General features: G+C 63.7%; 27 protein-coding genes. 13 read left to right on the forward strand and 14 right to left on the reverse strand.

Features of this window, described 5'->3' with window-relative positions; translation table 11 throughout:
- Positions 1 to 9 precede the first annotated feature (9 nt).
- Positions 10 to 624, forward strand: a complete 615-nt coding sequence (aat, locus tag L867_RS0105370) for a leucyl/phenylalanyl-tRNA--protein transferase (RefSeq protein ID WP_028735922.1) — start codon at positions 10 to 12, stop codon at positions 622 to 624.
- A gap of 48 nt (positions 625 to 672) precedes the next feature.
- On the opposite strand, the gene L867_RS0105375 is transcribed toward aat, so the two are convergent.
- From L867_RS0105375 to L867_RS0105390, 4 genes are all read right to left on the reverse strand, one after another.
- A complete protein-coding gene (locus tag L867_RS0105375; RefSeq protein ID WP_028735923.1) occupies positions 673 to 912 on the reverse strand; it encodes a hypothetical protein in 240 nt (79 codons plus the stop codon).
- Positions 913 to 1101: 189 nt separating this feature from the next.
- On the reverse strand, positions 1102 to 1833 hold the full coding sequence (locus L867_RS0105380) for a DUF2155 domain-containing protein (protein WP_028735924.1): 732 nt from the start codon (positions 1831 to 1833) through the stop codon (positions 1102 to 1104).
- Positions 1834 to 1927: 94 nt separating this feature from the next.
- The gene (locus tag L867_RS0105385) at positions 1928 to 2326 is read right to left on the reverse strand and encodes an NADH:ubiquinone oxidoreductase subunit NDUFA12 (protein WP_028735925.1); all 399 of its coding nucleotides are present in this window, start codon (positions 2324 to 2326) and stop codon (positions 1928 to 1930) included.
- Positions 2327 to 2430: 104 nt separating this feature from the next.
- Positions 2431 to 2898, reverse strand: coding sequence for a GNAT family N-acetyltransferase (locus L867_RS0105390; RefSeq protein WP_028735926.1), 468 nt, complete (start codon positions 2896 to 2898; stop codon positions 2431 to 2433).
- Between the two features lie 118 nt (positions 2899 to 3016).
- On the opposite strand from L867_RS0105390, the gene L867_RS0105395 reads away from it, so the two are divergent.
- The gene (locus L867_RS0105395) at positions 3017 to 3394 is read left to right on the forward strand and encodes a hypothetical protein (RefSeq protein ID WP_210163630.1); all 378 of its coding nucleotides are present in this window, start codon (positions 3017 to 3019) and stop codon (positions 3392 to 3394) included.
- 24 nt (positions 3395 to 3418) lie between these two features.
- Here the strand turns inward: L867_RS0105395 and L867_RS0105400 are convergent, their stop codons facing one another.
- Positions 3419 to 3916: a GNAT family N-acetyltransferase gene (locus L867_RS0105400; RefSeq protein WP_028735928.1), complete on the reverse strand. Its 498-nt coding sequence runs from the start codon at positions 3914 to 3916 to the stop codon at positions 3419 to 3421.
- 4 nt (positions 3917 to 3920) lie between these two features.
- Entirely contained in the window at positions 3921 to 5426 is a 1506-nt protein-coding gene (gatB, locus tag L867_RS0105405) for an Asp-tRNA(Asn)/Glu-tRNA(Gln) amidotransferase subunit GatB (protein ID WP_028735929.1), read from the reverse strand.
- A 138-nt stretch (positions 5427 to 5564) separates the two neighbouring features.
- Between gatB and L867_RS0105410 the strand changes: the two genes are divergently transcribed.
- Entirely contained in the window at positions 5565 to 5897 is a 333-nt protein-coding gene (locus L867_RS0105410) for a DUF1294 domain-containing protein (RefSeq protein WP_028735930.1), read from the forward strand.
- Here the strand turns inward: L867_RS0105410 and L867_RS0105415 are convergent.
- Positions 5894 to 6403, reverse strand: a complete 510-nt coding sequence (locus L867_RS0105415) for a GNAT family N-acetyltransferase (protein WP_028735931.1) — start codon at positions 6401 to 6403, stop codon at positions 5894 to 5896. The two genes, L867_RS0105410 and L867_RS0105415, sit on opposite strands and share 4 nt — an antisense overlap.
- Positions 6404 to 6831: 428 nt before the next feature.
- Between L867_RS0105415 and L867_RS0105425 the strand changes: the two genes are divergently transcribed.
- Together L867_RS0105425 and L867_RS0105430 are read left to right on the forward strand one after the other, a co-directional pair.
- Complete coding sequence (locus tag L867_RS0105425; RefSeq protein ID WP_028735932.1) at positions 6832 to 7089, forward strand: YjhX family toxin; 258 nt, start codon at positions 6832 to 6834, stop codon at positions 7087 to 7089.
- A gap of 267 nt (positions 7090 to 7356) precedes the next feature.
- A complete protein-coding gene (locus L867_RS0105430; RefSeq protein WP_028735933.1) occupies positions 7357 to 7890 on the forward strand; it encodes a GNAT family N-acetyltransferase in 534 nt (177 codons plus the stop codon).
- Between the two features lie 97 nt (positions 7891 to 7987).
- On the opposite strand, the gene gatA is transcribed toward L867_RS0105430, so the two are convergent.
- From gatA to L867_RS0105445, 3 genes are all read right to left on the reverse strand, one after another.
- Positions 7988 to 9469, reverse strand: coding sequence for an Asp-tRNA(Asn)/Glu-tRNA(Gln) amidotransferase subunit GatA (gene gatA, locus L867_RS0105435; protein ID WP_028735934.1), 1482 nt, complete (start codon positions 9467 to 9469; stop codon positions 7988 to 7990).
- A gap of 92 nt (positions 9470 to 9561) precedes the next feature.
- Positions 9562 to 9849 carry an Asp-tRNA(Asn)/Glu-tRNA(Gln) amidotransferase subunit GatC gene (gene gatC, locus L867_RS0105440; protein WP_028735935.1) on the reverse strand — a complete coding sequence of 96 codons (288 nt, stop codon included), beginning with the start codon at positions 9847 to 9849 and terminating at the stop codon, positions 9562 to 9564.
- A 69-nt stretch (positions 9850 to 9918) separates the two neighbouring features.
- On the reverse strand, positions 9919 to 10623 hold the full coding sequence (locus tag L867_RS0105445) for a metal-dependent hydrolase (protein WP_028735936.1): 705 nt from the start codon (positions 10621 to 10623) through the stop codon (positions 9919 to 9921).
- Between the two features lie 203 nt (positions 10624 to 10826).
- Between L867_RS0105445 and L867_RS0105450 the strand changes: the two genes are divergently transcribed.
- A complete protein-coding gene (locus tag L867_RS0105450; RefSeq protein WP_028735937.1) occupies positions 10827 to 11129 on the forward strand; it encodes an alkylphosphonate utilization protein in 303 nt (100 codons plus the stop codon).
- Positions 11130 to 11244: 115 nt separating this feature from the next.
- Complete coding sequence (ruvX, locus tag L867_RS0105455) at positions 11245 to 11742, forward strand: Holliday junction resolvase RuvX (RefSeq protein WP_028735938.1); 498 nt, start codon at positions 11245 to 11247, stop codon at positions 11740 to 11742.
- On the opposite strand, the gene L867_RS0105460 is transcribed toward ruvX, so the two are convergent.
- Both L867_RS0105460 and L867_RS27285 read right to left on the reverse strand, forming a co-directional pair.
- Positions 11676 to 12011: a DUF6105 family protein gene (locus tag L867_RS0105460; protein WP_028735939.1), complete on the reverse strand. Its 336-nt coding sequence runs from the start codon at positions 12009 to 12011 to the stop codon at positions 11676 to 11678. The genes ruvX and L867_RS0105460 overlap by 67 nt on opposite strands.
- Positions 12008 to 12175, reverse strand: coding sequence for a hypothetical protein (locus L867_RS27285; protein WP_232363904.1), 168 nt, complete (start codon positions 12173 to 12175; stop codon positions 12008 to 12010). Before L867_RS27285 ends, L867_RS0105460 begins: the two co-directional genes overlap by 4 nt.
- 274 nt (positions 12176 to 12449) lie before the next feature.
- Between L867_RS27285 and L867_RS0105470 the strand changes: the two genes are divergently transcribed.
- Entirely contained in the window at positions 12450 to 13385 is a 936-nt protein-coding gene (locus L867_RS0105470; protein ID WP_028735940.1) for an AEC family transporter, read from the forward strand.
- Here the strand turns inward: L867_RS0105470 and L867_RS0105475 are convergent.
- Positions 13367 to 15019, reverse strand: coding sequence for an acyl-CoA dehydrogenase family protein (locus L867_RS0105475; protein ID WP_028735941.1), 1653 nt, complete (start codon positions 15017 to 15019; stop codon positions 13367 to 13369). The two genes, L867_RS0105470 and L867_RS0105475, sit on opposite strands and share 19 nt — an antisense overlap.
- A gap of 122 nt (positions 15020 to 15141) precedes the next feature.
- Between L867_RS0105475 and L867_RS0105480 the strand changes: the two genes are divergently transcribed.
- Genes L867_RS0105480 through dprA form a run of 4 tightly spaced genes read left to right on the forward strand, consistent with a single transcriptional unit; the run spans position 15142 to position 19179 of the window.
- Positions 15142 to 16098, forward strand: a complete 957-nt coding sequence (locus L867_RS0105480; RefSeq protein ID WP_028735942.1) for an aspartate carbamoyltransferase catalytic subunit — start codon at positions 15142 to 15144, stop codon at positions 16096 to 16098.
- On the forward strand, positions 16095 to 17384 hold the full coding sequence (locus tag L867_RS0105485) for a dihydroorotase (RefSeq protein WP_028735943.1): 1290 nt from the start codon (positions 16095 to 16097) through the stop codon (positions 17382 to 17384). The genes L867_RS0105480 and L867_RS0105485 overlap by 4 nt, the downstream gene beginning before the upstream one ends.
- Before the next feature lie 21 nt (positions 17385 to 17405).
- The gene (plsY, locus tag L867_RS0105490) at positions 17406 to 18023 is read left to right on the forward strand and encodes a glycerol-3-phosphate 1-O-acyltransferase PlsY (protein ID WP_051438840.1); all 618 of its coding nucleotides are present in this window, start codon (positions 17406 to 17408) and stop codon (positions 18021 to 18023) included.
- 4 nt (positions 18024 to 18027) lie between these two features.
- Positions 18028 to 19179 carry a DNA-processing protein DprA gene (dprA, locus tag L867_RS0105495; RefSeq protein ID WP_037172657.1) on the forward strand — a complete coding sequence of 384 codons (1152 nt, stop codon included), beginning with the start codon at positions 18028 to 18030 and terminating at the stop codon, positions 19177 to 19179.
- On the opposite strand, the gene L867_RS24645 is transcribed toward dprA, so the two are convergent.
- The gene (locus L867_RS24645; protein WP_037172659.1) at positions 19132 to 19359 is read right to left on the reverse strand and encodes a hypothetical protein; all 228 of its coding nucleotides are present in this window, start codon (positions 19357 to 19359) and stop codon (positions 19132 to 19134) included. The two genes, dprA and L867_RS24645, sit on opposite strands and share 48 nt — an antisense overlap.
- Before the next feature lie 242 nt (positions 19360 to 19601).
- Between L867_RS24645 and topA the strand changes: the two genes are divergently transcribed.
- A complete protein-coding gene (topA, locus tag L867_RS0105500; protein ID WP_028735946.1) occupies positions 19602 to 22283 on the forward strand; it encodes a type I DNA topoisomerase in 2682 nt (893 codons plus the stop codon).
- Positions 22284 to 22357: the final 74 nt, after the last annotated feature.

A 22357-nucleotide genomic window follows, 5' to 3' on the forward strand; every position in this document is an offset into this window, starting at 1 on the left:
GAGACGGACATGGCAGGGCGCCGCAGCAGGGACCAGAGGATAACCCCGGAACTCCTGCTGCGCGCCTATTCCATCGGGCTCTTCCCGATGTCGGATGCCGCCGACGACCCGGAGATCTTCTGGGTCGAACCGGAAATGCGCGGCATCCTGCCGCTCGACGCTTTCCACATATCCAAGAGCCTCGCCAAGGCGGTGCGCAAGAAGCCCTTCGACATCCGCTTCGACACGGCCTTCGACGCCGTCGTGGAGAAGTGTGCGGAGGAAGCCGAAGACCGGCCGAGCACCTGGATCAACGACACCATCAAGGAACTCTACGGGGCGCTGCACAAGCTGGGCCACGCCCATTCGGTCGAGGCGTGGGAAGGCGATGCGCTGATCGGCGGGCTTTACGGCGTGTCGCTCGGCTCGGCCTTCTTCGGCGAGAGCATGTTTTCGAGGCGCACCAATGCCTCGAAGATCTGCCTGGTGCATCTGGTCGAAAGACTGAAGATTCGCGGCTTCACCCTGCTCGACACCCAGTTCACCACCGAGCATTTGAAGACGTTCGGGGCGATCGACGTTCCCAAGCAGGACTATATGAAACTGCTCGACAAGGCGATGGACAGCGGGACGCTGCCGTTCTGAGCCACGCCCTCAAGCGGCAGGCACGATCCGGCAATCGTCGGAGACAGGTTAGGCTGCGTTGAGATCGGCCGTTTCGCCGAACTGGATCAAAAGGCGCGGGCTGGTCATGTCGCCGCTCTCCTCGTCCACCTGGACCGAATAGGCCGCGACGCCGATGTGGCGCGCCGACATGGCGGTGGCGATCTTCTCGGCAGACATGGCATTGGAGGCCTGGCGCATCTCGCCCGGAACCAGATTCCCGCGGTTCTTCTTGAACGGCAAGACGATGAATTTTTCAGAAAGGGCCATGGTCGCAACTCCTGTTCGTTCTCTGAATGTTCCCATTCAGAGACAATGTCAAGCGTCACTTCTCATCCCGTCGCGCGGATCAACCGGATTGCGGAACTCTGTGATTTAATTCGTCTTTGCGCGCTTGCTGGAAAAGGCAGTGCGGTACCGGACATCGCCTTCGTCTGACGCGCCATGCGGGTCAGGACGTCAGAACAGTCCGACGCTTCCGGGTTTTGTCACCGCTGCCGGCGGCAGCGGCAAAGGCTGCCCCTGTGGCACCTCTTCGCCCCCTTGGGGGAGGTCGAGCGGCGGCAGGCCATCGCCGGTCACATCATCCGGTATTTCTTGCGGCGCGTCGAGCTGGGGCACGGCGACCGGCGCGGTCCCGTCAGGGGCGGCCTGATCCGGCGTGCCCGTCGGCTGGGGTTGCCCGCTCTGGGCAGGTTGCTGTGCCTCGACGGGCTTCTGGGCCTCGGTGACCGGTACCGGAGCAGCATGAGCAGCCTTGACGCCCTTGGGGGCCGGCACATCGGAGGATTGCTTGCAGCCGGTCAGCCAGACGTCATAGATCGCATGTTCGACGGCGTTGAGCGCCGGGCTGTCGGCGAACATCCAGCCGGAAAAGATGCGGCGGATCTTGCGGTCGAGGGTGATCTCGTCGACCTCGATGAAAGCATCGGTCTTCTGCGCTTCGGTCTCGTCGCGGGAATAACAAACCTTCGGCGTGACCTGTAGGGCGCCGAACTGGACCGTTTCGTCGATATAGACGTCGAAGGATGTGATGCGGCCGGTGATCTTGTCGATGCCGGCGAATTGTGCGACCGGATTGGAAATCCGCTCGGCCTGAGCGGGGCCTGCTCCAACCATTGCGGCGGCAGATGCGGCCAATGCCGCCATGCCCATCACAGCAAGGGTAGAGCCACGCCCGATACGCTTCATGTCTGCCATTCTCCAGCCTTCGATTATGCGGGCGCCGCGATCAGAGCGGCCCCCACACAGAGGCCCTAGAACCGAATTGTGGCCAAATCGGGTGTCAGTTGCCGGGGGTCCAGGCGTCGTAGTCGCCGGTGACGCGGGGACGTTCGCCGGTCGCGGCGATCGAGCCCTGGGGCCGATAAGCGTTCGGCGTGCCGGTCGCGTTGGCGCGGTGCGGCTTCTGCCATTCGGCGGCCTTGTAGTCTTCCTTGGACGGCGGAACGTCGGTGCGATGGTGCATCCAACCGTGCCAGCCGGCCGGAATGGCCGAGGCGTCGGCATAGCCCTTGTAGATGACCCAGCGGCGCGGCAGGCCGAAGGTGGTGGTGCCGCCCTCGTAATAGATATTGCCGAACTGGTCTTCGCCGACCTTCGTGCCCTTGCGCCAGGTGAAGAAACGCGTGCCCATGGTCTGACCGTTCCACCAGGTGAAAAGTTCCAACAGAAGCTGCTTCATGTCTCGTCCTTGGCTCCGGGCCTTGGCGGCCGCCGGCTTGTCATCGTTCTCCGCTTATGCCGCCTCGGTGGCCGGTTGTCCAGTGATTCGCCGCGCTGCGGCCCTCATTTCAGCTTGTACTTGAAGCCGAAATGGCTCTTGGCAAAACCGAGGCGTTCGTAGAAGCGATGCGCATCGGTGCGGGCGGCATTCGAGGTCAATTGCACCTGGCGCAGGCCAAGCCGCCTCGCCTCTTCCAGGCAGAAGCCGATCATCTGGCCGCCGATGCCGCGACCCCGCATATCGGACCGCGTCTGCACCGCTTCGACGATCATCGAGGTTGCGCCGCGCCCGGTCAGGGTCGTGGTCAGGAGTGTCTGGAACGTACCGACGATCTCGCCCTCACATTCGGCGACATAGAGGGTTTCGCGCGGCGTCTGCTGCAGCGTGCGGAAGGCGTCCAGATAATCCGCCCGCGCCGCCTCGGCGGTCGTGTCGCCATGACCGCCGATGTCGTCAGCGGCGAGGAGCGCGACGATCGCCGCAAGATCCTCTTCGCGGGCCGGCCTGATGGTGATCGTCGGTGCTTGCATAATCTTCCCTTCCGCGCGTTACTCATGGGGAGGTTTAGGGAGAATGCAGGAGGACCGTATGACAGTGAGAGGGTTTTGCACGTTTATTTTCGCCATCGCGTTCGGGGCCACGGGAGCGATGGCAAAGGAGGGTGGACGCCAGGGCATCGCCTTCGTCCAGGCGCCGGAGATGTCGAGCGGGGTCTGTACCGGCAAGGATGCCACCACCGCCTTCGACTGCGCCAAAAAACAGTGCGTCGACGGCGGAGGCACGGACGAGGACTGCCTGGAGGCGGCCTACTGTTTCCCGGCGCGCTTCAGCGTCGATGTCTTCATGCAGTCGTCGGAAGGGCCGCACTGGCACGAATATTATTGTGGCTGGGACAGCAAGGAACTGGCGCTCGCCGCGGCAAAGGTCGCCTGCGACAACATCAAGCGGCCCTATCTGGTCGAATGCACGCCGGTTCTGATCTATGACGAAGACGGCAATTCGGAAGAAGTGCCGATGGACAACTGACCGCGGTGCCCCGGGGCTAGCCGCTCAGCCGAGCCGTTTTTCCATGACGATGGCCGGCAGGCCGCTTTCCGGTCCGCCGCAGCTCGTCGTGCGGTCGACTTCGACAAAGCCGTGCTCCTGATAGAAGGCGAGCGCCGCCGTGTTGCGCGGCTCGACCTCGAGCCGCATGATCTCGGCATCGGGAAAACAGGTTTCGAGCTCGGCGAAAAGATCGCGGCCAATGCCCATGCGCTGGCATGAAGGCCGGACATAGAGCTGATGCAGGAAGGCGGTCTTGGCCATCTTCGTCGACATGGCCGCATAGGCCATGCCGCCGAGCTGCCTGCCATCGTCCGCCACGAGGAACTCGCCGCCCTTCTTGGCGATGCGGGCTTTCAGCGCCGCAAGCGAATGCCAGGCATCGACCAGTTCGCGCACCTTCGCCTCGCCGTAGAACGGATCATAGGTGGCGTGGAAGGTCTCCGACAGCAGGGTGCGGAGCGCCTCCACGTCCTGCGGGCCGGCGGTGCGGACGAAGAACAAGGCCTTATTCCTCGACGATGCCGAGCTTGGCCTTGACCAGCGCCTGCACGGCCTGCGGGTTGGCCTTGCCACCGGTCGCCTTCATCACCTGGCCTACGAACCAGCCGGCAAGCGTCGGCTTGGCGAGCACCTTGGCAACCTGGTCGGGATTGGCGGCGATGATCTCGTCGACGGCCTTTTCGATGGCGCCGGTGTCGGTGACCTGCTTCATGCCGCGGCTCTCGACGATCTCGGCCGGGTCGCCGCCCTCGTTGAAAACGATTTCGAACAGGTCCTTGGCGATCTTGCCGGAAATGGTCTCGGCCTTGATGAGGTCGATGATGCCGCCGAGCTGGGCGGGCAAAACCGGTGTCTCTTCAATGGCTTTTCCGGCTTTGTTCAAGGCGCCCAGCAGGTCGTTGATGACCCAGTTGGCGGCCGTCTTGCCGTCGCGACCTTCGGCTACAGCTTCGAAGTAATCGGCGATCGCCTTTTCCGATACGAGCACCGAGGCGTCGTAGATGGAGAGGCCGAGATCGCGGACAAAACGGGCCTTCTTGTCGTCGGGCAGTTCCGGCAGATCCTTCTTCAGCGCCTCGACGAAGGCATCGTCGAATTCGAGCGGCAGCAGGTCCGGGTCGGGAAAGTAGCGGTAGTCATGCGCATCTTCCTTGGAGCGCATCGAGCGGGTCTCGCCCTTGCCCGGATCGAAGAGACGGGTTTCCTGGTCGATCGAGCCGCCGTCCTCGAGGATGGCGATCTGGCGGCGGGCTTCGTATTCGATGGCCTGGCCGATGAAACGGATCGAATTGACGTTCTTGATCTCGCAGCGCGTGCCGAATTCGCCGCCCGGCTTGCGCACGGAGACGTTGACGTCGGCGCGCATCGAGCCTTCATCCATGTTGCCGTCGCAGGTGCCGAGATAGCGAACGATCGAGCGCAGCTTGGTCATGTAGGCCTTGGCTTCGTCGGACGAGCGCATGTCGGGCTTCGAGACGATTTCCATCAGGGCAACGCCGGAGCGATTGAGATCCACATAGGACATGGTCGGGTGCTGATCGTGCATCGACTTGCCGGCATCCTGTTCCAGATGCAGGCGCTCGATACCGATCTCGATATCCTCGAAATTGCCCTGACGGTCGGGACCGAGCGAGATGATGATCTTGCCCTCGCCGACGATCGGGTCCTTGAACTGCGAGATCTGGTAGCCCTGCGGCAGGTCGGGATAGAAATAGTTCTTGCGGTCGAAGATCGAGCGGTTGTTGATCTGGGCTTTCAGGCCAAGACCGGTGCGCACGGCCTGGGCCACGCATTCCTGGTTGATGACGGGCAGCATGCCGGGCATGGCGGCATCGACCAGCGATACGTTGGAGTTCGGCGCATTGCCGAAGGTCGTCGACGCGCCCGAAAACAGCTTGGAATTGCTCGTCACCTGGGCGTGGACTTCCATGCCGATGACGATCTCCCAGTCACCGGTGGCGCCGGGGATAAAACGTTTCGGATCGGGCGTGCGGGTGTCAACAAGGGTCATCGGCTGCTCGTGTCATGCGTGGATTTCTCAAGCCCGTGAGGTAGAACAAATGCGGCGGTGGCGCAAGGCTTGTGCGGGTCGGGACGAAGGCTCCGGCGGCTCACAAAGCGTTAAACGCGAGCCGCTAGGCTGATGCTCATGACCTCTGTAAACCTTCTCATCCTGGTGGCGAGCGCCGCGCTCTACAACGTCGTCGTCTTCGGCGTCTACGCCTTCGACAAGGCGGCGGCGCGGAACGGCGACTGGCGGGTGCGGGAATCCACCCTGCTCTGGCTGGCGGTGCTCGGCGGCGGGATCGGCGCCTTTCTCGGCCAGCGGCTGCTGCGCCACAAGACACGCAAGCCGCCCTTCCACGTCGTGCTGCCTGCCTTGTTCGTGTTGCAGACCTTCCTTGGCCTCGCCGTGCTGCTGGCCCCGCAGGCGGCCCTTGCCGCCATCCGAGCCGGCGTTCAGGCGCTTGCCGGAAGCTAGAATTCCTGTCCGTAGACGGGAGCGACCGGCACGGCCAGCTGCTTCGACAGGCCGACCGACTGGACGTCGCGATCGAGCTTGGGATTGTAGGCGATCGTCAGCCAGTGCACGGCGTAGCCATGCTTCTCGAAGAAGCGCACCGCCTCCTCGTTCTTGGCATGGGTCTGCAGGCTCGCCTTGGTGAAGCCCTGGTGCAGGACCTCCTTCTCGATCTCCTCCAGCAGCGCCGCGCCCAGGCCCTGCCCCTGGAAATCCGGATCGATCCAGAAGTCGGTGATGTTCTCGTCGAGTTCTTCGCGCGCCGCCCAGCCGGCGGGCTGACCGTTCAATTCGATCACCGAGATCGTCAGCCAGCCTGAGCGGGTGAAGTTGAGGAAGGCGGACCGGGCGCCCTCGACCATGGTCTTCGTCTCGCCGACGGGGATCATCGCCTTTTCCCAAGCGCGAAAGCCGATGGCGGCCAGGAGATCCGCTTCGTCGCGGCGCGCATTGCGTATGGTGATCATCGGCACCCCATCTTTCCACGCTAGTAGACCATCGCAGCCGAGGTTTTTCCAGTCCGGCACCGGCCTCCCCCAAAACGTTGAACGTTCCTCATTGTTTTCAGTCAGTTAGCCAAACCATTACCAAAGCCTCCGCCAAGAGAGATCGCCGGCCATGGCCAGAACCGCGCTGTGACCGATTCGACACGCTGTCGAGAGAGGACGTCATGCCGCAGCGGATGACGCTTGACCTCAAGGCCCGGCAGACCCATTTTCAGGCCGTAACCTATGGAGTTTGGATGTTCCGTCAGTCGGAGACCCGGTAAAGGCCCCTGCCCGCGATCGTCATGATCCGCGCGCTCGGGCCCGAAAAAAAGCGAAGCCCCGACGCCCTTGCGGCGCCGGTATCGTTTTTGTGCGCTCGCCTCAGAGCGCTTATCCGGATCGACACCATGGACATCTCCCGCGCCGAACAGCGCATCCTCCACCTGCTCGCCCAGGGCGGGCGCATCGAACTCACCCGTGACGAAAACAGCAGAATAGAAAAGATCCAGCTCTTCACCCGCGAAGGCTGGGTCTTCGGCGGCCTCGACATCATCGCCTTCCGCAAGCTGAAGCAGAAGAGGGCGATCAAATCTTCCGGCGGCCACCCCTACCGCATCACCGAACGCGGTCTGGTGCTGGTCAGGTCACAACCGGACAACAGGTGAGGAAGACGCTGGCAACGGCAGGATCTCCTGCCGTTGCCAGACAATACGTTTGTAGTTACATTACGTCATGAGTTTCGAATGGGACGAGACGAAGAACAGGGCGAAACACGGCGTTTCTTTCGAGGATGCCGGATGAACGCGGTCCCCAAAGCTTATAGGCGATCGCGAAAGCCTTAGTTCCGGATCATCCATACCAAGCCGGTGGACGAGGCTTGGATCGCCACTGGCTGAAAACTCCTAAAGGCTTCCATTGAACGGATCTTCGAAATGGTCGTCTTGACGACGGATAGACTTACCCTGCGCCCCTGCCGTCCGGATGACCGCGATGACTTCGTTGGGCTTGAGCATGATCCAGAGGTCATGCGCTTTCTGAACGGGGGATACGCCGTCGACCGTGGACAAGTCGCTGGAAACGCGGATTTCTTGATGCCTAACGGCACAGAGCCCCACGTCTGGACGGCACGCAGGCTGGAAAACGACGCCTTCGTCGGGTGGTTCTGCCTTTGGCCCGAAAGCGAAGTCCTGGCCGAACTCGGTTACCGCCTGCGCCAAGCCGATTGGGGCCAAGGTTTGGCGTCCGAAGGCGCCGCTGCCCTCGTCGATTGGGGGTTCGGAAACGGTGGATACGACAAGATCGTCGCGACGACTATGGCGGTGAACCACGGCTCGCGCCGCGTGATGGAGAAAATCGGCATGCGCCATGCGCGAACCATCCATGCCGCCGGACTCGATGCCATTGCGGGCAGCGAACATGGCGAAGTCTGGTATGAAATGCCGCGATCTCGATGGGACCGCAGCTAGATCCATTTGGTCAGCCACATCTGGCGCGGCTTGTTTCTACAGTCTCTGTCGCTCCCGACGGGCGACGGATGAAGTCTGCGGTTTGGCAGGTGAAACCCTACCACCACTTCGCCGGCGTGAACTTGCCGGCGGCCTGTTCGATGACGTGGGCGGTCTTGAACAGCGTGCCCTCCTCGAAGGGGCGGCCGATCAGCTGCAGGCCGAGCGGCAGGCCCTTGGCGTCGAGGCCGGCGGGCACGGAAAGGCCCGGAAGACCCGCCATGTTGACCGTCACGGTGAAGATGTCGTTGAGGTACATGGCGACCGGGTCGGCAGCGAGCGCCTCGTCGCCGATGGCGAAGGCGGAGGACGGCGTGGCCGGCGTCAGGATCGCGTCGACACCCGCGTGGAAAGCCAGTTCGAAGTCGCGCTTGATCAGCGTGCGGACCTTCTGGGCCTGCAGATAATAGGCGTCGTAGTAACCGGCCGACAGAACATAGGTGCCGATCATGATGCGGCGCTTTACCTCGGTGCCGAAGCCGCTCGCGCGGGTCTTCTCGTACATGTCGGCAATGTCCTTGCCGTCGACGCGCAGGCCGTAGCGTACGCCATCGTAACGGGCGAGGTTCGACGAGGCCTCGGCAGGCGCGACGATATAATAGGCCGGCAGCGCGTATTTGGTGTGGGGCAGGGAAATGTCGACGATTTCGGCACCGGCGTCCTTCAGCCAGGCAACACCCTGACGCCAGAGCGTCTCGATCTCGTCCGGCATGCCGTCGACGCGGTATTCCTTCGGGATGCCGATGCGCATGCCCTTCAGCGACTGGCCGAGCGAGGCTTCGTAGTCCGGCACCGGAATATCGACCGAGGTCGTGTCCTTGGCGTCGGTGCTGGCCATAGACCGCAACAGGATCGCGGCATCACGCACGTCGCGGGCGATCGGGCCGGCCTGGTCAAGCGAGGAGGCGAAGGCGATGGTGCCCCAGCGTGAGCAACGGCCATAGGTAGGCTTGATGCCGACGGTGCCGGTGAAGGCTGCCGGCTGGCGGATCGAGCCGCCGGTGTCGGTGGCGGTGGCGCCGGCGCACAGATGCGCGGCAACGGCTGCGGCCGAACCGCCGGACGAACCGCCCGGAACGAGCTGCTGGTTGGAGCCGCTCGCCTTCCACGGGTTGACGACCGGTCCGTAGTGCGAGGTCTCGTTGGACGAGCCCATGGCGAACTCGTCCATGTTGAGCTTGCCGAGCATGACCGCGCCATCGTCCCACAGGTTCTGGGTGACGGTCGATTCGTATTTCGGCTTGAAGCGGCTGAGGATGCCCGAGCAGGCCTGGGTGTGGACGTCGCGGGTGGCGAACAGGTCCTTGATGCCGAGCGGAATGCCTTCCAGCGCGCCTGCCTTGCCTTCGGCGATGCGCGCGTCCGAAGCCTTGGCCATCTCGCGGGCCTTGTCGCCGGTGACCGTCACATAGGCGTTGATAGCGTCATTGGCGGCCTCGATCGCCTGGACATAGGCGTCCGTCAGTTCGACGGCCGTGATTTCCTTGGCCACCAGTTTGGCGCGGGCTTCGGCAATGGTGAGGCTGGTCAGTTCGCTCATGATGTCGGTTCACTTCAGAAAATCGGCGCTTTGGCCAAGCGCCCCAAAAATCGGGATCGGCGGAAGACAGAGAGACGCTTGGTCCCCCCTGCTTATTCGACCACCTTCGGCACCAGGAAGAAATTGCGGTCGGTTTCCGGCGCATTGGCGACGATGTCGTCGGCCTTGCCGCCGTCGGTGACCACGTCCTGGCGCTTCTTCATCGCCATCGGCGTGACCGAGGTCATCGGCTCGACGCCCGAGACATCGACCTCGGAGAGCTGCTCGACGAAGCCGAGAATACCGTTCAGCTCACCCATCATCCGTTCGGCTTCGTCTTCGCTGAGTGCGATTCGGGCCAGGTGCGCGACGCGCTTGACGGTCTTGAGATCAACGGACATCGGTATTCTCCAGGTCTTTCGTTTCCTTCGCTATAATGGCCGCAAAGCTCAGGCGCAACGGGGGATTTGTCAGACTTCCACGCTATCGCCGGCTGCCGGCGTGGCCACGCGGGTGCGGGTGCCTTCCATGCCGAGCACGAATTTCTCCGGGGTCTGGTCGATCATCGGAAACGAGCCGTAGTGGCAGGGCAGCGCCGTCTTGAAATCGAAGAAACGGCGGCAGGCGAGCGCGGCCACGGCGCCGCCCATGGTGAAGCGGTCACCGATCGGCACGATGCCGATATCCGGCTGGTGCAGTTCGTTGATCAGCTTCATGTCGGAGAAGATGTCGGTATCACCCATGTGCAGCAGCGAGGGCTCGCCCTCGATATGAAGCATCAGGCCATTGGCGCTGCCGAGCGCATGGGAGACCCCGTCCTCGGTGATCTGGGCGGACGAATGAAGCGCGTTGGTGAAGGTGACGGTGAAGCCTTCGAAGCCGATGGTGCCGCCGGTGTTGCCGGGCGAGAAATTCTTCAGACCCTTGTGAGCCAGCCACATGCAAAGGTCGAAATTGGCAACGACGGTGGCGCCCGTCTCGTCGGCGATCTGCAAGGCATCGCCGACATGGTCGCCGTGACCGTGGGTCAAGAGGATGTGGGTGACGCCGGCCGCCGCATCCTTGCGGTCCAGCCCGGCAAAACCGGGATTGCCGGTGAAGAACGGATCGATGAGGATGCTGGCCTTGGCGGTATCGAGACGGAATGCAGAATGGCCGAGCCACGTGATCTTCATGATGTTTCCCCTTCGGTGCGTTGCCCGGAATATAGGCCATGCCAATCCTGCGGCAACCGTGTTCTCCTCAAACGGCGGGCACGGCGTGTTGCGCCCCGGTCGAGCGTAAGATAAGCCGCAGCGACCAGCCTTCAGGTTGGCAAGGCCGCCCTCACCGCTCCGGTCGTCCGGCCGACTATCAACGCTTACGACAGGAGACCAAAATGGCCGCCGACGATGACGATTATGTATATGACGAAGTGACAGGCGAATGGCGCCCGGCCTCCGAAGTGGCCGCTGCTGCCAATGCCAAGCCGGTTGCCAAGGATTCGGCCGGCAATGTGCTGGCGGACGGCGATTCCGTCACGCTGATCAAGGACCTCAAGGTCAAGGGTACCAACACCACCCTCAAGCAGGGAACGGTCATCAAGTCGATCCGCCTGACCGAAGACCCGGAAGAGATCGACTGCCGGAACGACACGATCAAGGGACTGGTCCTCAGGACCGAGTTCGTGCGCAAGCGCTAGAGTCTGTCAGGTTCTTTCTGAACCAGCCAGACTTTAGCTCTTTTGTTTTCGTTTGCCTTTTCGGGAAAACCGGTTTCCACTTTTCCCTGACAAACTAGTTGGCCGGGGCCGCAGCATGACCACGCTTACCATCGAAGAACTGGCGGAAGTGCTGCAGCCCCGACAGGCGATTGCCGGCCTCGACCTCGGCACCAAGACCATCGGGCTGTCGATGTCGGATCTCGGTCGGCGATTCTCCACACCGCGAACGGTGATCAAGCGCGTGAAGTTTACCCAGGATGCCGAAACGCTCCTGGCTTTCGCGGCCAAGGAGAACGTGGCCGCCTTCATCATCGGCCTGCCGACGAACATGGACGGCTCGGCCGGTCCGCGCGTTCAGGCGACGCGCGCCTTCGTGCGCGCCATGTCCGAGAAGACGGACATTCCCTTCGTCTACTGGGATGAGCGTCTGTCGACGGTTGCCGCCGAACGGGCGCTTCTGGAAATGGACGTGTCGCGGGCCAAGCGCAGCGAGCGGATTGATTCCGCCGCCGCGAGCTTCATTCTTCAGGGCGCGCTGGACAGATTGTCGGCGCTCGGCACGACAACGGGCCGCAGTTCGGACGAGGCCTGACGGGCCGCCCACCAGGCCGCGATCTTCTTGCGACGACGAAAGCCGATGATGGCAAAGACGACCGCGCTGTCGACGACGATGGCCCGGGCGACCAGCGGCGGGATCGTCTCGGGCGGCAGGCCGAGAACATGGCCATAGACGGAAAAGACCAGGTCATGCGCCCGGCGGGTCAGCATGAAGATGCCGAAGCTCATGTCGTAATAGGACAGGCTGTACCAGCTGCCCAGCAGCAGGATCGGCAGCGCCCACAACACCAGAAATACCTTCATGCGGGTCTCCCCTTCCATCGCTGCGGCAGCGGTCCGGCGCGATCCCGTGATTCGGGCCAGACCTGAACCAGCCAGTTCGACCCCGCCATCACGCTCAGCACCACGGCCGGAACCGCGATATCCAGCGCAAGGCCGGCAAAAAACGCCGCCATGACGGTCGTCAACGTCACTCTTGCCACTGCGGTTCCCATTGCGGCCGTCCGATTCACCTGTCCCGTTCCAGGAAGAAACTGGCCTCTTAACCGTGGGCTCGCAACGTAAACCCTTTGTTAAGGTTAACAGCCGTTGGGGATAACCCAAGATGTCTCGGATCGGCACCGGTAGTGAACGGGCGGATCGACAGACAGGCAAAACAATCCAAGGCTCGATTGCCTCGCCCGACCCTGACCTGCTAATCGGAACCCGCCCTCCCCGGCGTCCGGCCCCGAAAGCGAACCAATGCTCCTGATCTTCGAAAGCATCCTGCCGATCTTCCTGCTCGTGCTGCTCGGCGCGCTGCTCAAGCGATGGCCGCTGATCAGCGACAGTCTCTGGGGCGGGCTGGAACAGTTCGGCTTCTACGTGCTCTTCCCCGCACTGCTTTTCGAAACGCTGGCCAAGGCCGATTTCTCGACCATGGACACCGGTGCGGTCGGCACCAGCGCCGTCGTTTCGGTCGGCCTGATGTCGGCGCTGGTGCTGGGGCTCTGGCGGCCGCTCCATCGCCTCGGGGTCGAGGGACCGGCCTTTACCTCGATCTTCCAGACGGCGACCCGCTGGAACGCCTTCATGGCGCTCGCCATTGCGGAAAAGCTCTTCGGACAGCCGGGGCTCACCCTGGTTGCGGTCGTGATGGCCGTGAACATCATCCCGCTCAACGTCATCAATGTCGGGGTGATGATCTGGTTCTCCGGCGGCCGCCGCAGTTTCATGGACCTGGTCGTCAGGATCGTGTCGAACCCGATCATTCTCGGCGCGGCGCTGGGTGTCCTGGTCAATGTCTCAGGCATAACGGTCTACGACCCGCTGATGACGGCCGTCGACCTCGTGGCGCGTTCCTCGCTCGGCCTCGGCCTGATCATGGTCGGTGCGGGCCTGCGGATCATGGACGCGTTGCGGCCGCGGGCCAACGTGATCCTGGCGATGGCGCTGAAGCTCCTGGTGTTCCCGACGGTCACCACCGGTATCGCCATGCTGCTCGGCGTCCAGGGCGATGCGCTGACCATGCTGGCGCTTTCCGCGGCGGTGCCCACCGCCATGAACGGCTATCTGCTGGCCAAGCAGATGGGGGGCGATGCGCCGCTCTATGCGGCAGCGGCAACCGTCCAGACGGTCGCCGCCGTCATCACCATCCCGCTGGTGCTCTATCTGGTCGGTCAGCTCGCGGCGGGATAGAGCAGGTCCAGCACATAACGCGCGTCGAAGCGGGCATCGAGCACGCCATAGGTATGGCGCCAGCCGCCGGCGAGGCGCGATTCGAGGAAAGCATCGGCGATCTTGCCCGCTCCTAGCTTGTAGAGTTCGGCCGCGGCCGCCGCCAGCGCCAGCTGCTCGATCAGCAGGCGGGCCGCCCCCTCATCGCGTTCGGCAAGGGCGGTTGCGGCGCGCAGGACTTCCACCGTCTTCTTGCCCGACGCGCCGAGATCACGCTCGAGACCGGCAAAAATCGTCTCGAACAGGTCCTTGCCGCGGCTCAGCACCCGAAGCAGATCGAGCGCCATGACGTTGCCGGAGCCTTCCCAGATCGCATTGACCGGGGCCTCGCGGTAGTGGCGCGCAATCGGCCGCTCCTCGATATAGCCGCTGCCGCCGATGCACTCCATCGCCTCGTAGATCAGCGCCGGGGCCATCTTGCAGATCCAGTACTTGACCACCGGCGTCATGACCCGCGCATAAGCGGCATCGACCGCATTCTCGCGGGCCCGGTCGAAGGAATCGGCGAGCTTGAGGGCAAGGGCCGTGGCGGCGGCGACATCAAGCGCCATGTCGGCCAGCACGCGCGTCATGATCGGCTGGTCGATCAGCTTCTTGCCGAACACCGAGCGGCCGCGCACATGGTGCACCGCCTCGGCCATCGAGGCGCGCATGATGCCGGCGGACGCCAGCGCGCAATCGAGGCGGGTCAGCGTCACCATGTCGAGGATCGTGCGGATGCCGTCGCCGGGCGTGCCGAGCAGGAAGCCGAAGGTCTCGGAAAACTCCACTTCGGACGAGGCGTTGGAGCGGTTGCCGATCTTGTCCTTGAGACGCTGGAACTCCAGACCGTTGGCCGAGCCGTCTTCGAGCAGGCGCGGCACCAGGAAGCAGCCCATGCCGTCCTTGGTCTGGGCGAGCATGACGAAGGCGTCGCTCATCGGCGCCGACATGAACCACTTGTGGCCGGAGAGGCGATAGATCCCCTCGCCCACCCGCTCGCCGGACGTGGTGTTGGCACGCACATCCGTGCCGCCCTGCTTTTCCGTCATGCCCATGCCGATGGTGACCGCAGTCTTCTGCATGGCCGGCTTGTTGGACGAATCATATTTGCGCGACAGGATCTTCGGCGCCCATTCCTTCTGCACGTGCGGCGAGGCAACGAGGGCCGCGACCGAGGCACTGGTCATGGTCAGCGGGCAGAGATGGCCGCATTCGAGCTGGGCGGTGAGGAAAAACCGCACAGCGCGGGCCAGATGCTCGTGGCCGCGCGCTTCGGTCTGGTTTTCCCAGACGGAGGAATGCAGGCCGACCGACATGGAGCGACGCATCAGCGCATGCCAGGCCGGATGAAACTCGACGACGTCGAGCCGCTCGCCGCGAACGCCGTGGGTGCGCAGCTGCGGCGGGCTCTGGTTCGCCATGCGCGCCAGTTCCTGTGCCTCGTGTGAGGTCACGTATTTGCCGATGACGTCGTATTCCTCGCGAAGTCCGCGTGACAGCGAGGCGGTCAGGTCGACCAGCAGCGGATCGGAGCGATAGGCATTGATACCGGACCAGGGTTTCGGCTGGTTCAGTTCTGCGAGCTTTTCTTCAGTCCGGTTCATTGGGGTCATGCCGATCCTCTAGCGGAAATCGATTCGTTTTACATGGGGACCGCGCTTCTATCCACATAGCATATGCTTGCCCCCCGGCCCGGCCTTCTTTATAGACCGCGTGACATCTCAGGAGGGCGTCCATGGTCTTCTTTCCCCATCGCCATCTCATCGGCATCAAGGGTCTGACCGAGCAGGATATTACCTATCTGCTCGACAGGGCCGACGAAGCCGTAAAAATCAGCCGCCAGCGGGAGAAGAAGACTTCCACGCTTCGCGGCCTCACCCAGATCAACCTCTTCTTCGAAGCCTCGACGCGGACCCAGTCCTCGTTCGAGCTGGCCGGAAAACGCCTTGGCGCCGACGTGATGAACATGTCGGTCGGCAACTCGTCGGTGAAGAAGGGCGAGACCCTGATCGACACGGCCATGACGCTGAACGCCATGCGCCCCGACGTGCTGGTGGTGCGCCATTCCTCGGCCGGTGCTGCCGCGTTGCTGGCCCAGAAGGTCGCCTGCTCCGTGGTCAATGCCGGCGACGGCCAGCATGAACATCCGACCCAGGCTCTGCTGGACGCGCTGACCATCCGTCGCGCCCGGGGCAAGCTGTCGCGCATCATCGTGGCGATCTGCGGCGATGTGCTCCACTCGCGCGTCGCGCGCTCCAACATTCTTCTGCTCAACGCCATGGGCGCACGGGTGCGGGTCGTCGCGCCCGCGACGCTGTTGCCCTCGGGCATTGCCGACATGGGGGTCGAGGTCTTCCACGACATGAAGGAAGGCCTGAAGGACGCCGACGTGGTGATGATGCTGCGGCTGCAGCGCGAGCGCATGGCCGGCGCCTTCGTGCCGTCGGTCCGCGAATACTTCCACTTCTACGGTCTCGACGCGGAAAAGCTGAAGGCCGCGAAGGAAGACGCCCTCGTCATGCATCCCGGCCCGATGAACCGCGGCGTCGAGATCGCCTCGGAAGTGGCAGACGGTCCGCAGAGCGTCATCGAACAACAGGTGGAAATGGGCGTCGCCGTTCGCATGGCGGTCATGGAGGCGCTGTTGATCTCGCAAAACCAGGGTCCGCGTAGCGAAGGAATGGGCGCATGAACCGGCCGCTCGTCTTCAAGAATGTCCGTATCGTCGATCCGTCCCGCCAGCTCGACACCATCGGCGCGATCATCGTCGGCGAAGACGGTCGCGTGCTGGCCGCCGGTGCCGACGCACTGAACCAGGGTGCGCCGGACGGCGCCGAAGTCCGCGACTGTGCCGGTCTCACCGCCGTTCCGGGGCTGGTCGACGCCCGCGTCTTCGTCGGCGAACCGGGCGCCGAACACCGCGAGACGATCGCCTCGGCGAGCCGGGCGGCTGCAGCCGGCGGGGTCACCTCCTTCATCATGATGCCGGACACCGATCCGGTGATCGACGACATCGCGCTGGTCGAATTCGTCAAGAAGACGGCCCGCGACAAGGCCGTCGTCAATGTCTATCCGGCAGCGGCGCTGACCAAGCACCTTGCCGGCGAGGAAATGACCGAGATAGGCCTGCTGCAGGAAGCCGGCGCCGTCGCCTTCACCAACGGCCGCCACGGGCTTTCCGACACGCTGGTGCTGCGCCGGGCGATGACCTATGCCCGCGAATTCGGCGCGGTCATCGACCTCGAATCTCGCGAAAAATATCTCGGCAACGGCGTGATGAACGAGGGGCTGTTCGCCAGCTGGCTCGGGCTTTCCGGTGTGCCGCGCGAAGCGGAGATCATCCCGCTCGAACGCGATCTGCGCATCGCCGGTCTGACACGCGCCAAGTTTCACGCCGCAAAGATCTCCGTGCCTGAGTCGGCAGAAGCGATCCGCGTGGCGCGCGGCCGCGGCGCCAGGGTCACCTGCGGCATCTCGATCAATCATCTGGCGCTCAACGAGAACGACATCGGCGAATACCGCACCTTCTTCAAGCTGACGCCGCCGCTGCGGGCCGAAGACGACCGCATGGCCATGGTCCAGGCGATCGCCGACGGCACCGTCGACATCATCGTGTCGTCGCACGATCCGCAGGACGTCGATACCAAGCGGCTGCCCTTCGCCGACGCAGCCGACGGTGCGATCGGCCTCGAGACCATGCTGTCTGCGGCACTGCGCCTGCATCACAGCGGCCACGTGCCGCTGATGCGGCTGATCGATGCCATGTCGACGCGCCCGGCCGAGATCTTCGGTCTCGACGCCGGCTCGCTCCGGCCCGGTTCGAAGGCCGACATCACGCTGATCGACCTCGACGAACCGTGGCTGGTCGCCAAGGAACTGCTGTTGTCGCGGTCGAAGAACACACCCTTCGAGGATGCCCGCTTCTCCGGCCGCGCGGTCGCGACCTATGTCGCCGGCAAGTGCGTGCATTCGCTCTAAAAGAACCAAAGGGGAGCTCAGGTGGCCAGCGTCAATTTTCTTGCAATCGGATGGCCGGCGCTGATCGCCGTGCTGAGCCTCGGCTACCTGCTGGGTTCGATCCCGTTCGGCCTGCTGCTCACCCGCATGGCCGGCCATGGCGACCTGCGCTCGATCGGCTCCGGCAATATCGGCGCGACCAACGTTCTGCGCACCGGCAACAAGAAGCTTGCCGCCGCAACCCTCCTGCTCGATGCGCTGAAGGCGACTGTCGCCGCGGTCATCGCCCAGGCGGTGTTCGGCCAGAACGCCGGCCTCATCGCCGGCTTTGCTGCCTTCATCGGCCACCTCTTCCCGATCTGGCTCGGCTTCAAGGGCGGCAAGGGCGTCGCCACCTATATCGGCACGCTGCTTGGCGTCGCGCCGCTGATGGTAGCCGTCTTCGCGGTGGTGTGGCTGACGCTCGCATTCGTGACCCGCTACTCCTCGCTGTCCGCCCTGGTTGCAACCCTTGTCATTCCGGTTGTGTTGTGGATACTGGGCACTCGTGACGCGGCCCTGGTCACAGCCGTCATGACGGCCATCACCTACTGGCGGCACAAGGCCAATATCGAACGACTGATCGCGGGAACCGAGAGCAAGATCGGCAAAAAGGGATGAGGTCATGCCGGAGCCAGGCGCAAGACGGACAGGGATTGCGCTGAACGACCGGCAAAGGATCAGTTGGCTGAGACTGATCCGAAGCGACAATGTAGGCCCCGCGACCTTTCGCGATCTCATCAATCATTTCGGCACGGCGGAAACCGCGCTTGCCATGCTGCCGGAGCTTTCCCGGCGCGGCGGTTCGACGCGCGCGATCCGCATTGCCACCGAGGCGGAAGCCGAACAGGAACTGGAGACGGCCGCACGCTTCGGCGCGCGCTTTCTCGGCATCGGCGAACCGGACTATCCCACAGCGCTGCGACAGATCGACGGGGCGCCGCCGCTGCTGGCGGTGAAGGGCGACCTTTCGGCGGCAAGCCTGCCCGCCGTCGGCGTGGTCGGTTCGCGCAATGCCTCGATCAGCGGGGCGAAATTCGCCGCGCTCATGGCGCGCGACATCGGGCGGGCGGGCTACGCCATCATCTCCGGCCTGGCACGCGGCATCGACACCGCCGCCCATCGCGCGAGCCTCGAGACCGGCACGATCGCCGCCATGGCCGGAGGGCTCGACCGGCCCTACCCGCCGGAAAACATCGACCTCCTGCGCGAGATCTGGGACGGCCGGGGACTGGCGATCTCCGAAATGCCCTTTGGCTGGGAGGCGCGCGCCCGCGACTTTCCCCGCCGCAACCGCCTGATCGCCGGCGTCGCCCTCGGCGTGGTCGTCGTCGAGGCGGCGGCGCGCTCCGGTTCGCTGATCACCGCCCGGCTCGCCGGCGATTTCGGCCGGCTCGTCTTTGCCGTACCCGGCTCACCGCTCGATCCACGCTGCGAAGGCACGAACGGCCTGTTGAAGGACGGCGCAACCGTGACGACGCGGCCGGACGACGTACTGCAGGCGCTCGCGCCGCTGACCGCGATCGATCTCTTCTCCGGCCGTGAAGCGGATGAACCGGGCGGCAGCGAGGAGCATGGAATGGCTCCGCCGCCGAGCGACAGCGATCGGGCGCGCATCACCGATGCGCTGGGGCCAACACCGGTGGAAATCGACGACATCGTCCGCCATACCGGGCTCGCACCTTCCGCAGTCTATCTGGTTCTGCTGGAACTCGATATCGCCGGCCGGCTACACCGGCATCCGGGTGGGCTTGTTTCCATTGCGATGATGGATTGACAGCGACCGACGCCCCATCTGCAGGTCGCCAGCCTCCACATAGGCCATCTCGATCAGGTAACAGAGCATCTCGGCCCCCTCGTTCTCGGCGACCATGCGCAGCTCGCCGAGCATCTGCCGGATATAGGCTATGTTTTCTCCCGTGCGCGACTCGCCACCGTTCGCCGTTTTCGAGACCATGTTTCCCACCCGCAATTACCGCGCGATGCGGTTGTACCCTAGTTGCGAAAACGATAGTGCCTATTATCTTAAATTGCAATCTACCGCGAATCTACATCTGGTTGCATCGCGTTGCATATGGGAGAAAATCCCGCTGCCCCCTTGACCGCGGCCGAATCCCCCTCCATGTCGGGGAACCGGTTTTCGGGGTCAGGCCGCAAAGGCCCGGATGAAAAGCCTTTTCCGTAGTACAGAGAAACGCAATGGATGTCGTAGTCGTAGAATCTCCGGCCAAGGCCAAGACGATCAACAAGTATCTGGGTCCCGGCTACAAAGTGTTTGCATCCTTCGGTCACGTGCGCGATCTGCCGGCCAAGGACGGATCCGTGCGCCCCGACGATGACTTTGCCATGGACTGGGAAGTCGATGCGGCGTCGGCCAAGCGGATGAAGGACATTTCCGACGCCATGAAGGGCGCCGACGGCCTCATTCTTGCAACCGACCCGGATCGCGAAGGTGAGGCGATTTCCTGGCATGTGCTCGATCTTCTCAAGAAGAAGAAGGTGATCGGCGACAAGCCGGTCAAACGCGTCGTCTTCAACGCCATCACCAAGAAGGCGGTACTGGACGCGATGGCGCATCCGCGCGACATCGACGGCGCGCTGGTCGATGCCTATCTCGCCCGCCGCGCGCTCGACTATCTCGTCGGGTTCAACCTCTCGCCGGTGCTGTGGCGCAAGCTGCCGGGCGCCCGCTCGGCCGGCCGCGTGCAGTCGGTGGCGCTGCGCCTGGTCTGCGATCGCGAGACGGAAATCGAGCGCTTCGTCGCCGAGGAATACTGGAACATTTCCGCGCTGCTCAAGACGCCGCGCGGCGATGAGTTCGAGGCAAGGCTCGTCTCGCATCTCGGCAAGCGCATCCAGCGCAATTCGGTGACCAACGGCGACCAGGCGGGCGGCATCAAGACGCTGCTCGAGGGCGCCAAATATGTCGTCGACAGCGTCGAGGCAAAGCCCGTCAAGCGCAATCCCGGGCCGCCTTTCACGACGTCGACGCTGCAGCAGGCTGCCTCCTCCAAGCTCGGCTTTTCGGCTTCGCGGACCATGCAGGTCGCCCAGAAACTCTATGAAGGCATCGACATCGGCGGCGAGACCGTCGGTCTCATCACCTATATGCGTACCGACGGCGTGCAGATGGCGCCCGAAGCGATCGACGGCGCCCGCGCCGCCGTTGCCGACCAGTTCGGTCCGCGCTACGTGCCGGAGAAGCCGCGCTTCTATTCGACCAAGGCAAAGAACGCCCAGGAAGCGCACGAAGCCATTCGCCCGACCGACTTCAATCGCTCGCCCGACAAGGTGCGCCGCTTCCTCGACGCCGACCAGATGCGTCTCTACGACCTGATCTGGAAGCGCGGCATCGCCAGCCAGATGGCATCCGCGGAAATCGAGCGCACCACGGTCGAGATCCTCGCCGACAACAATGGCGAAAAGGCCGGCCTGCGCGCCGTCGGCTCGGTCATCCGCTTTGACGGTTTCATCGCCGCCTATACCGACCAGAAGGAAGAGGGCGAACCGGCAGAGGATGGCGACGACGAAGGCCGCCTGCCCGAGATCAATGCGCGTGAAGCGCTGGCCAAGCAGAAGGTCAACGCAACCCAGCATTTCACCGAGCCGCCGCCGCGCTATTCGGAAGCGACGCTGATCAAGAAGATGGAAGAGCTCGGCATCGGCCGCCCCTCCACCTATGCCGCGACGCTGAAAACGCTGAGCGACCGCGAATATGTGACGATCGACAAGCGCAAGCTGATCCCGCATTCCAAGGGGCGACTGGTAACGGCTTTCCTCGAGAGCTTCTTCACCCGCTACGTCGAATACGATTTCACTGCCGACCTTGAGGAAAAGCTCGACCAGGTCTCGGCCGGCGAGCTGAACTGGAAGGATGTGCTGCGCGACTTCTGGACGAATTTCTTTGCCCAGATCGAGGACACAAAGGAACTGCGCGTCACCAATGTGCTCGACGCGCTGAACGAGACTTTGGCACCGCTGGTCTTCCCGAAGCGCGAGGACGGTTCCGACCCGCGCATCTGCCAGGTCTGCGGCACCGGCAACCTGTCGCTGAAACTCGGCAAGTACGGCGCCTTCGTCGGCTGCTCGAACTATCCGGAATGCAGCTTCACCCGTCAGCTCTCCTCCGAAGGCGGCGCGGATGCCGAGGCGTCCGGATCGAACGAACCGAAAGCGCTCGGCAAGGACCCGACGACGGGCGAGGAAATCACCCTGCGCAGCGGCCGCTTCGGACCTTACGTCCAGCGCGGCGACGGCAAAGAGGCCAAGCGCTCCTCGCTGCCCAAGGGCTGGACCCCGGACAGCATCGATTTCGAGAAGGCTCTGTCGCTGCTTTCGCTGCCGCGCGAGGTCGGAAACCATCCCGAGACCGGCAAGATGATCTCCGCCGGCCTCGGCCGCTACGGACCCTTCATCCTGCATGATGGCACCTATGCCAACCTCGACAGCATCGAGGACGTGCTTTCGGTCGGTCTCAACCGCGCCGTCACCGTTCTGGCGGAAAAGCAGAGCAAGGGCCCCGGCGGGCGCGGGCGGACGGCTGCCGCCCTCAAGGAAATCGGGGAACATCCCGACGGCGGCGCGATTACTGTTCGCGATGGCAAATATGGTCCCTATATTAACTGGGCGAAGGTCAACGCCACGCTGCCGAAGGGCAAGGACCCGCAGTCGGTGACGCTGGAGGAGGCGCTACTCATGATCGCCGAAAAGGCGGGCAAGAGCGGCACCAAGAAGACCGCAGCGAAAAAGGCTCCGGCCAAGGCCGCGGCAAAGCCGAAGGCCGTCAAGGCCAAGGCCGCCGACGCCACCGAGGCGAAGCCGAAGAAGACAACTGCCGCCAAGCCGAAGGCCAAGGCGGCACCAAAGACGAAGAAGAGCTAGATTTGAGCAAGACCCCGCGCGACCGTTCTCCCAACCCCGCCTCCGGCAACCGCAGGAGCCGGCGTGCGGAGGCT

The sequence above is a fragment of the Paenirhizobium selenitireducens ATCC BAA-1503 genome (assembly GCF_000518785.1).
Taxonomy (GTDB): domain Bacteria; phylum Pseudomonadota; class Alphaproteobacteria; order Rhizobiales; family Rhizobiaceae; genus Allorhizobium; species Allorhizobium selenitireducens.

Bases quoted from the DNA above. Each gene is read 5' to 3' on its own strand.
- gatB (WP_028735929.1), bottom strand. From the start codon at position 5,426: ATGACCCTTGTTGACACCCGCACGCCCGATCCGAAACGTTTTATCCCC.
- gatA (WP_028735934.1), bottom strand. From the start codon at position 9,469: ATGAGCGAACTGACCAGCCTCACCATTGCCGAAGCCCGCGCCAAACTG.
- L867_RS0105395 (WP_210163630.1), top strand. From the start codon at position 3,017: ATGGCAAAGGAGGGTGGACGCCAGGGCATCGCCTTCGTCCAGGCGCCG.
- L867_RS0105415 (WP_028735931.1), bottom strand. From the start codon at position 6,403: ATGATCACCATACGCAATGCGCGCCGCGACGAAGCGGATCTCCTGGCC.
- L867_RS0105430 (WP_028735933.1), top strand. From the start codon at position 7,357: ATGGTCGTCTTGACGACGGATAGACTTACCCTGCGCCCCTGCCGTCCG.
- L867_RS0105410 (WP_028735930.1), top strand. From the start codon at position 5,565: ATGACCTCTGTAAACCTTCTCATCCTGGTGGCGAGCGCCGCGCTCTAC.
- L867_RS0105425 (WP_028735932.1), top strand. From the start codon at position 6,832: ATGGACATCTCCCGCGCCGAACAGCGCATCCTCCACCTGCTCGCCCAG.
- L867_RS0105390 (WP_028735926.1), bottom strand. From the start codon at position 2,898: ATGCAAGCACCGACGATCACCATCAGGCCGGCCCGCGAAGAGGATCTT.
- aat (WP_028735922.1), top strand. From the start codon at position 10: ATGGCAGGGCGCCGCAGCAGGGACCAGAGGATAACCCCGGAACTCCTG.
- L867_RS0105460 (WP_028735939.1), bottom strand. From the start codon at position 12,011: ATGAAGGTATTTCTGGTGTTGTGGGCGCTGCCGATCCTGCTGCTGGGC.
- L867_RS0105450 (WP_028735937.1), top strand. From the start codon at position 10,827: ATGGCCGCCGACGATGACGATTATGTATATGACGAAGTGACAGGCGAA.
- L867_RS0105375 (WP_028735923.1), bottom strand. From the start codon at position 912: ATGGCCCTTTCTGAAAAATTCATCGTCTTGCCGTTCAAGAAGAACCGC.
- L867_RS24645 (WP_037172659.1), bottom strand. From the start codon at position 19,359: ATGGTCTCGAAAACGGCGAACGGTGGCGAGTCGCGCACGGGAGAAAAC.
- L867_RS0105470 (WP_028735940.1), top strand. From the start codon at position 12,450: ATGCTCCTGATCTTCGAAAGCATCCTGCCGATCTTCCTGCTCGTGCTG.
- dprA (WP_037172657.1), top strand. From the start codon at position 18,028: ATGCCGGAGCCAGGCGCAAGACGGACAGGGATTGCGCTGAACGACCGG.
- L867_RS0105485 (WP_028735943.1), top strand. From the start codon at position 16,095: ATGAACCGGCCGCTCGTCTTCAAGAATGTCCGTATCGTCGATCCGTCC.
- topA (WP_028735946.1), top strand. From the start codon at position 19,602: ATGGATGTCGTAGTCGTAGAATCTCCGGCCAAGGCCAAGACGATCAAC.
- L867_RS0105475 (WP_028735941.1), bottom strand. From the start codon at position 15,019: ATGACCCCAATGAACCGGACTGAAGAAAAGCTCGCAGAACTGAACCAG.
- ruvX (WP_028735938.1), top strand. From the start codon at position 11,245: ATGACCACGCTTACCATCGAAGAACTGGCGGAAGTGCTGCAGCCCCGA.
- L867_RS0105380 (WP_028735924.1), bottom strand. From the start codon at position 1,833: ATGAAGCGTATCGGGCGTGGCTCTACCCTTGCTGTGATGGGCATGGCG.
- L867_RS0105445 (WP_028735936.1), bottom strand. From the start codon at position 10,623: ATGAAGATCACGTGGCTCGGCCATTCTGCATTCCGTCTCGATACCGCC.
- gatC (WP_028735935.1), bottom strand. From the start codon at position 9,849: ATGTCCGTTGATCTCAAGACCGTCAAGCGCGTCGCGCACCTGGCCCGA.
- L867_RS0105385 (WP_028735925.1), bottom strand. From the start codon at position 2,326: ATGAAGCAGCTTCTGTTGGAACTTTTCACCTGGTGGAACGGTCAGACC.
- L867_RS0105480 (WP_028735942.1), top strand. From the start codon at position 15,142: ATGGTCTTCTTTCCCCATCGCCATCTCATCGGCATCAAGGGTCTGACC.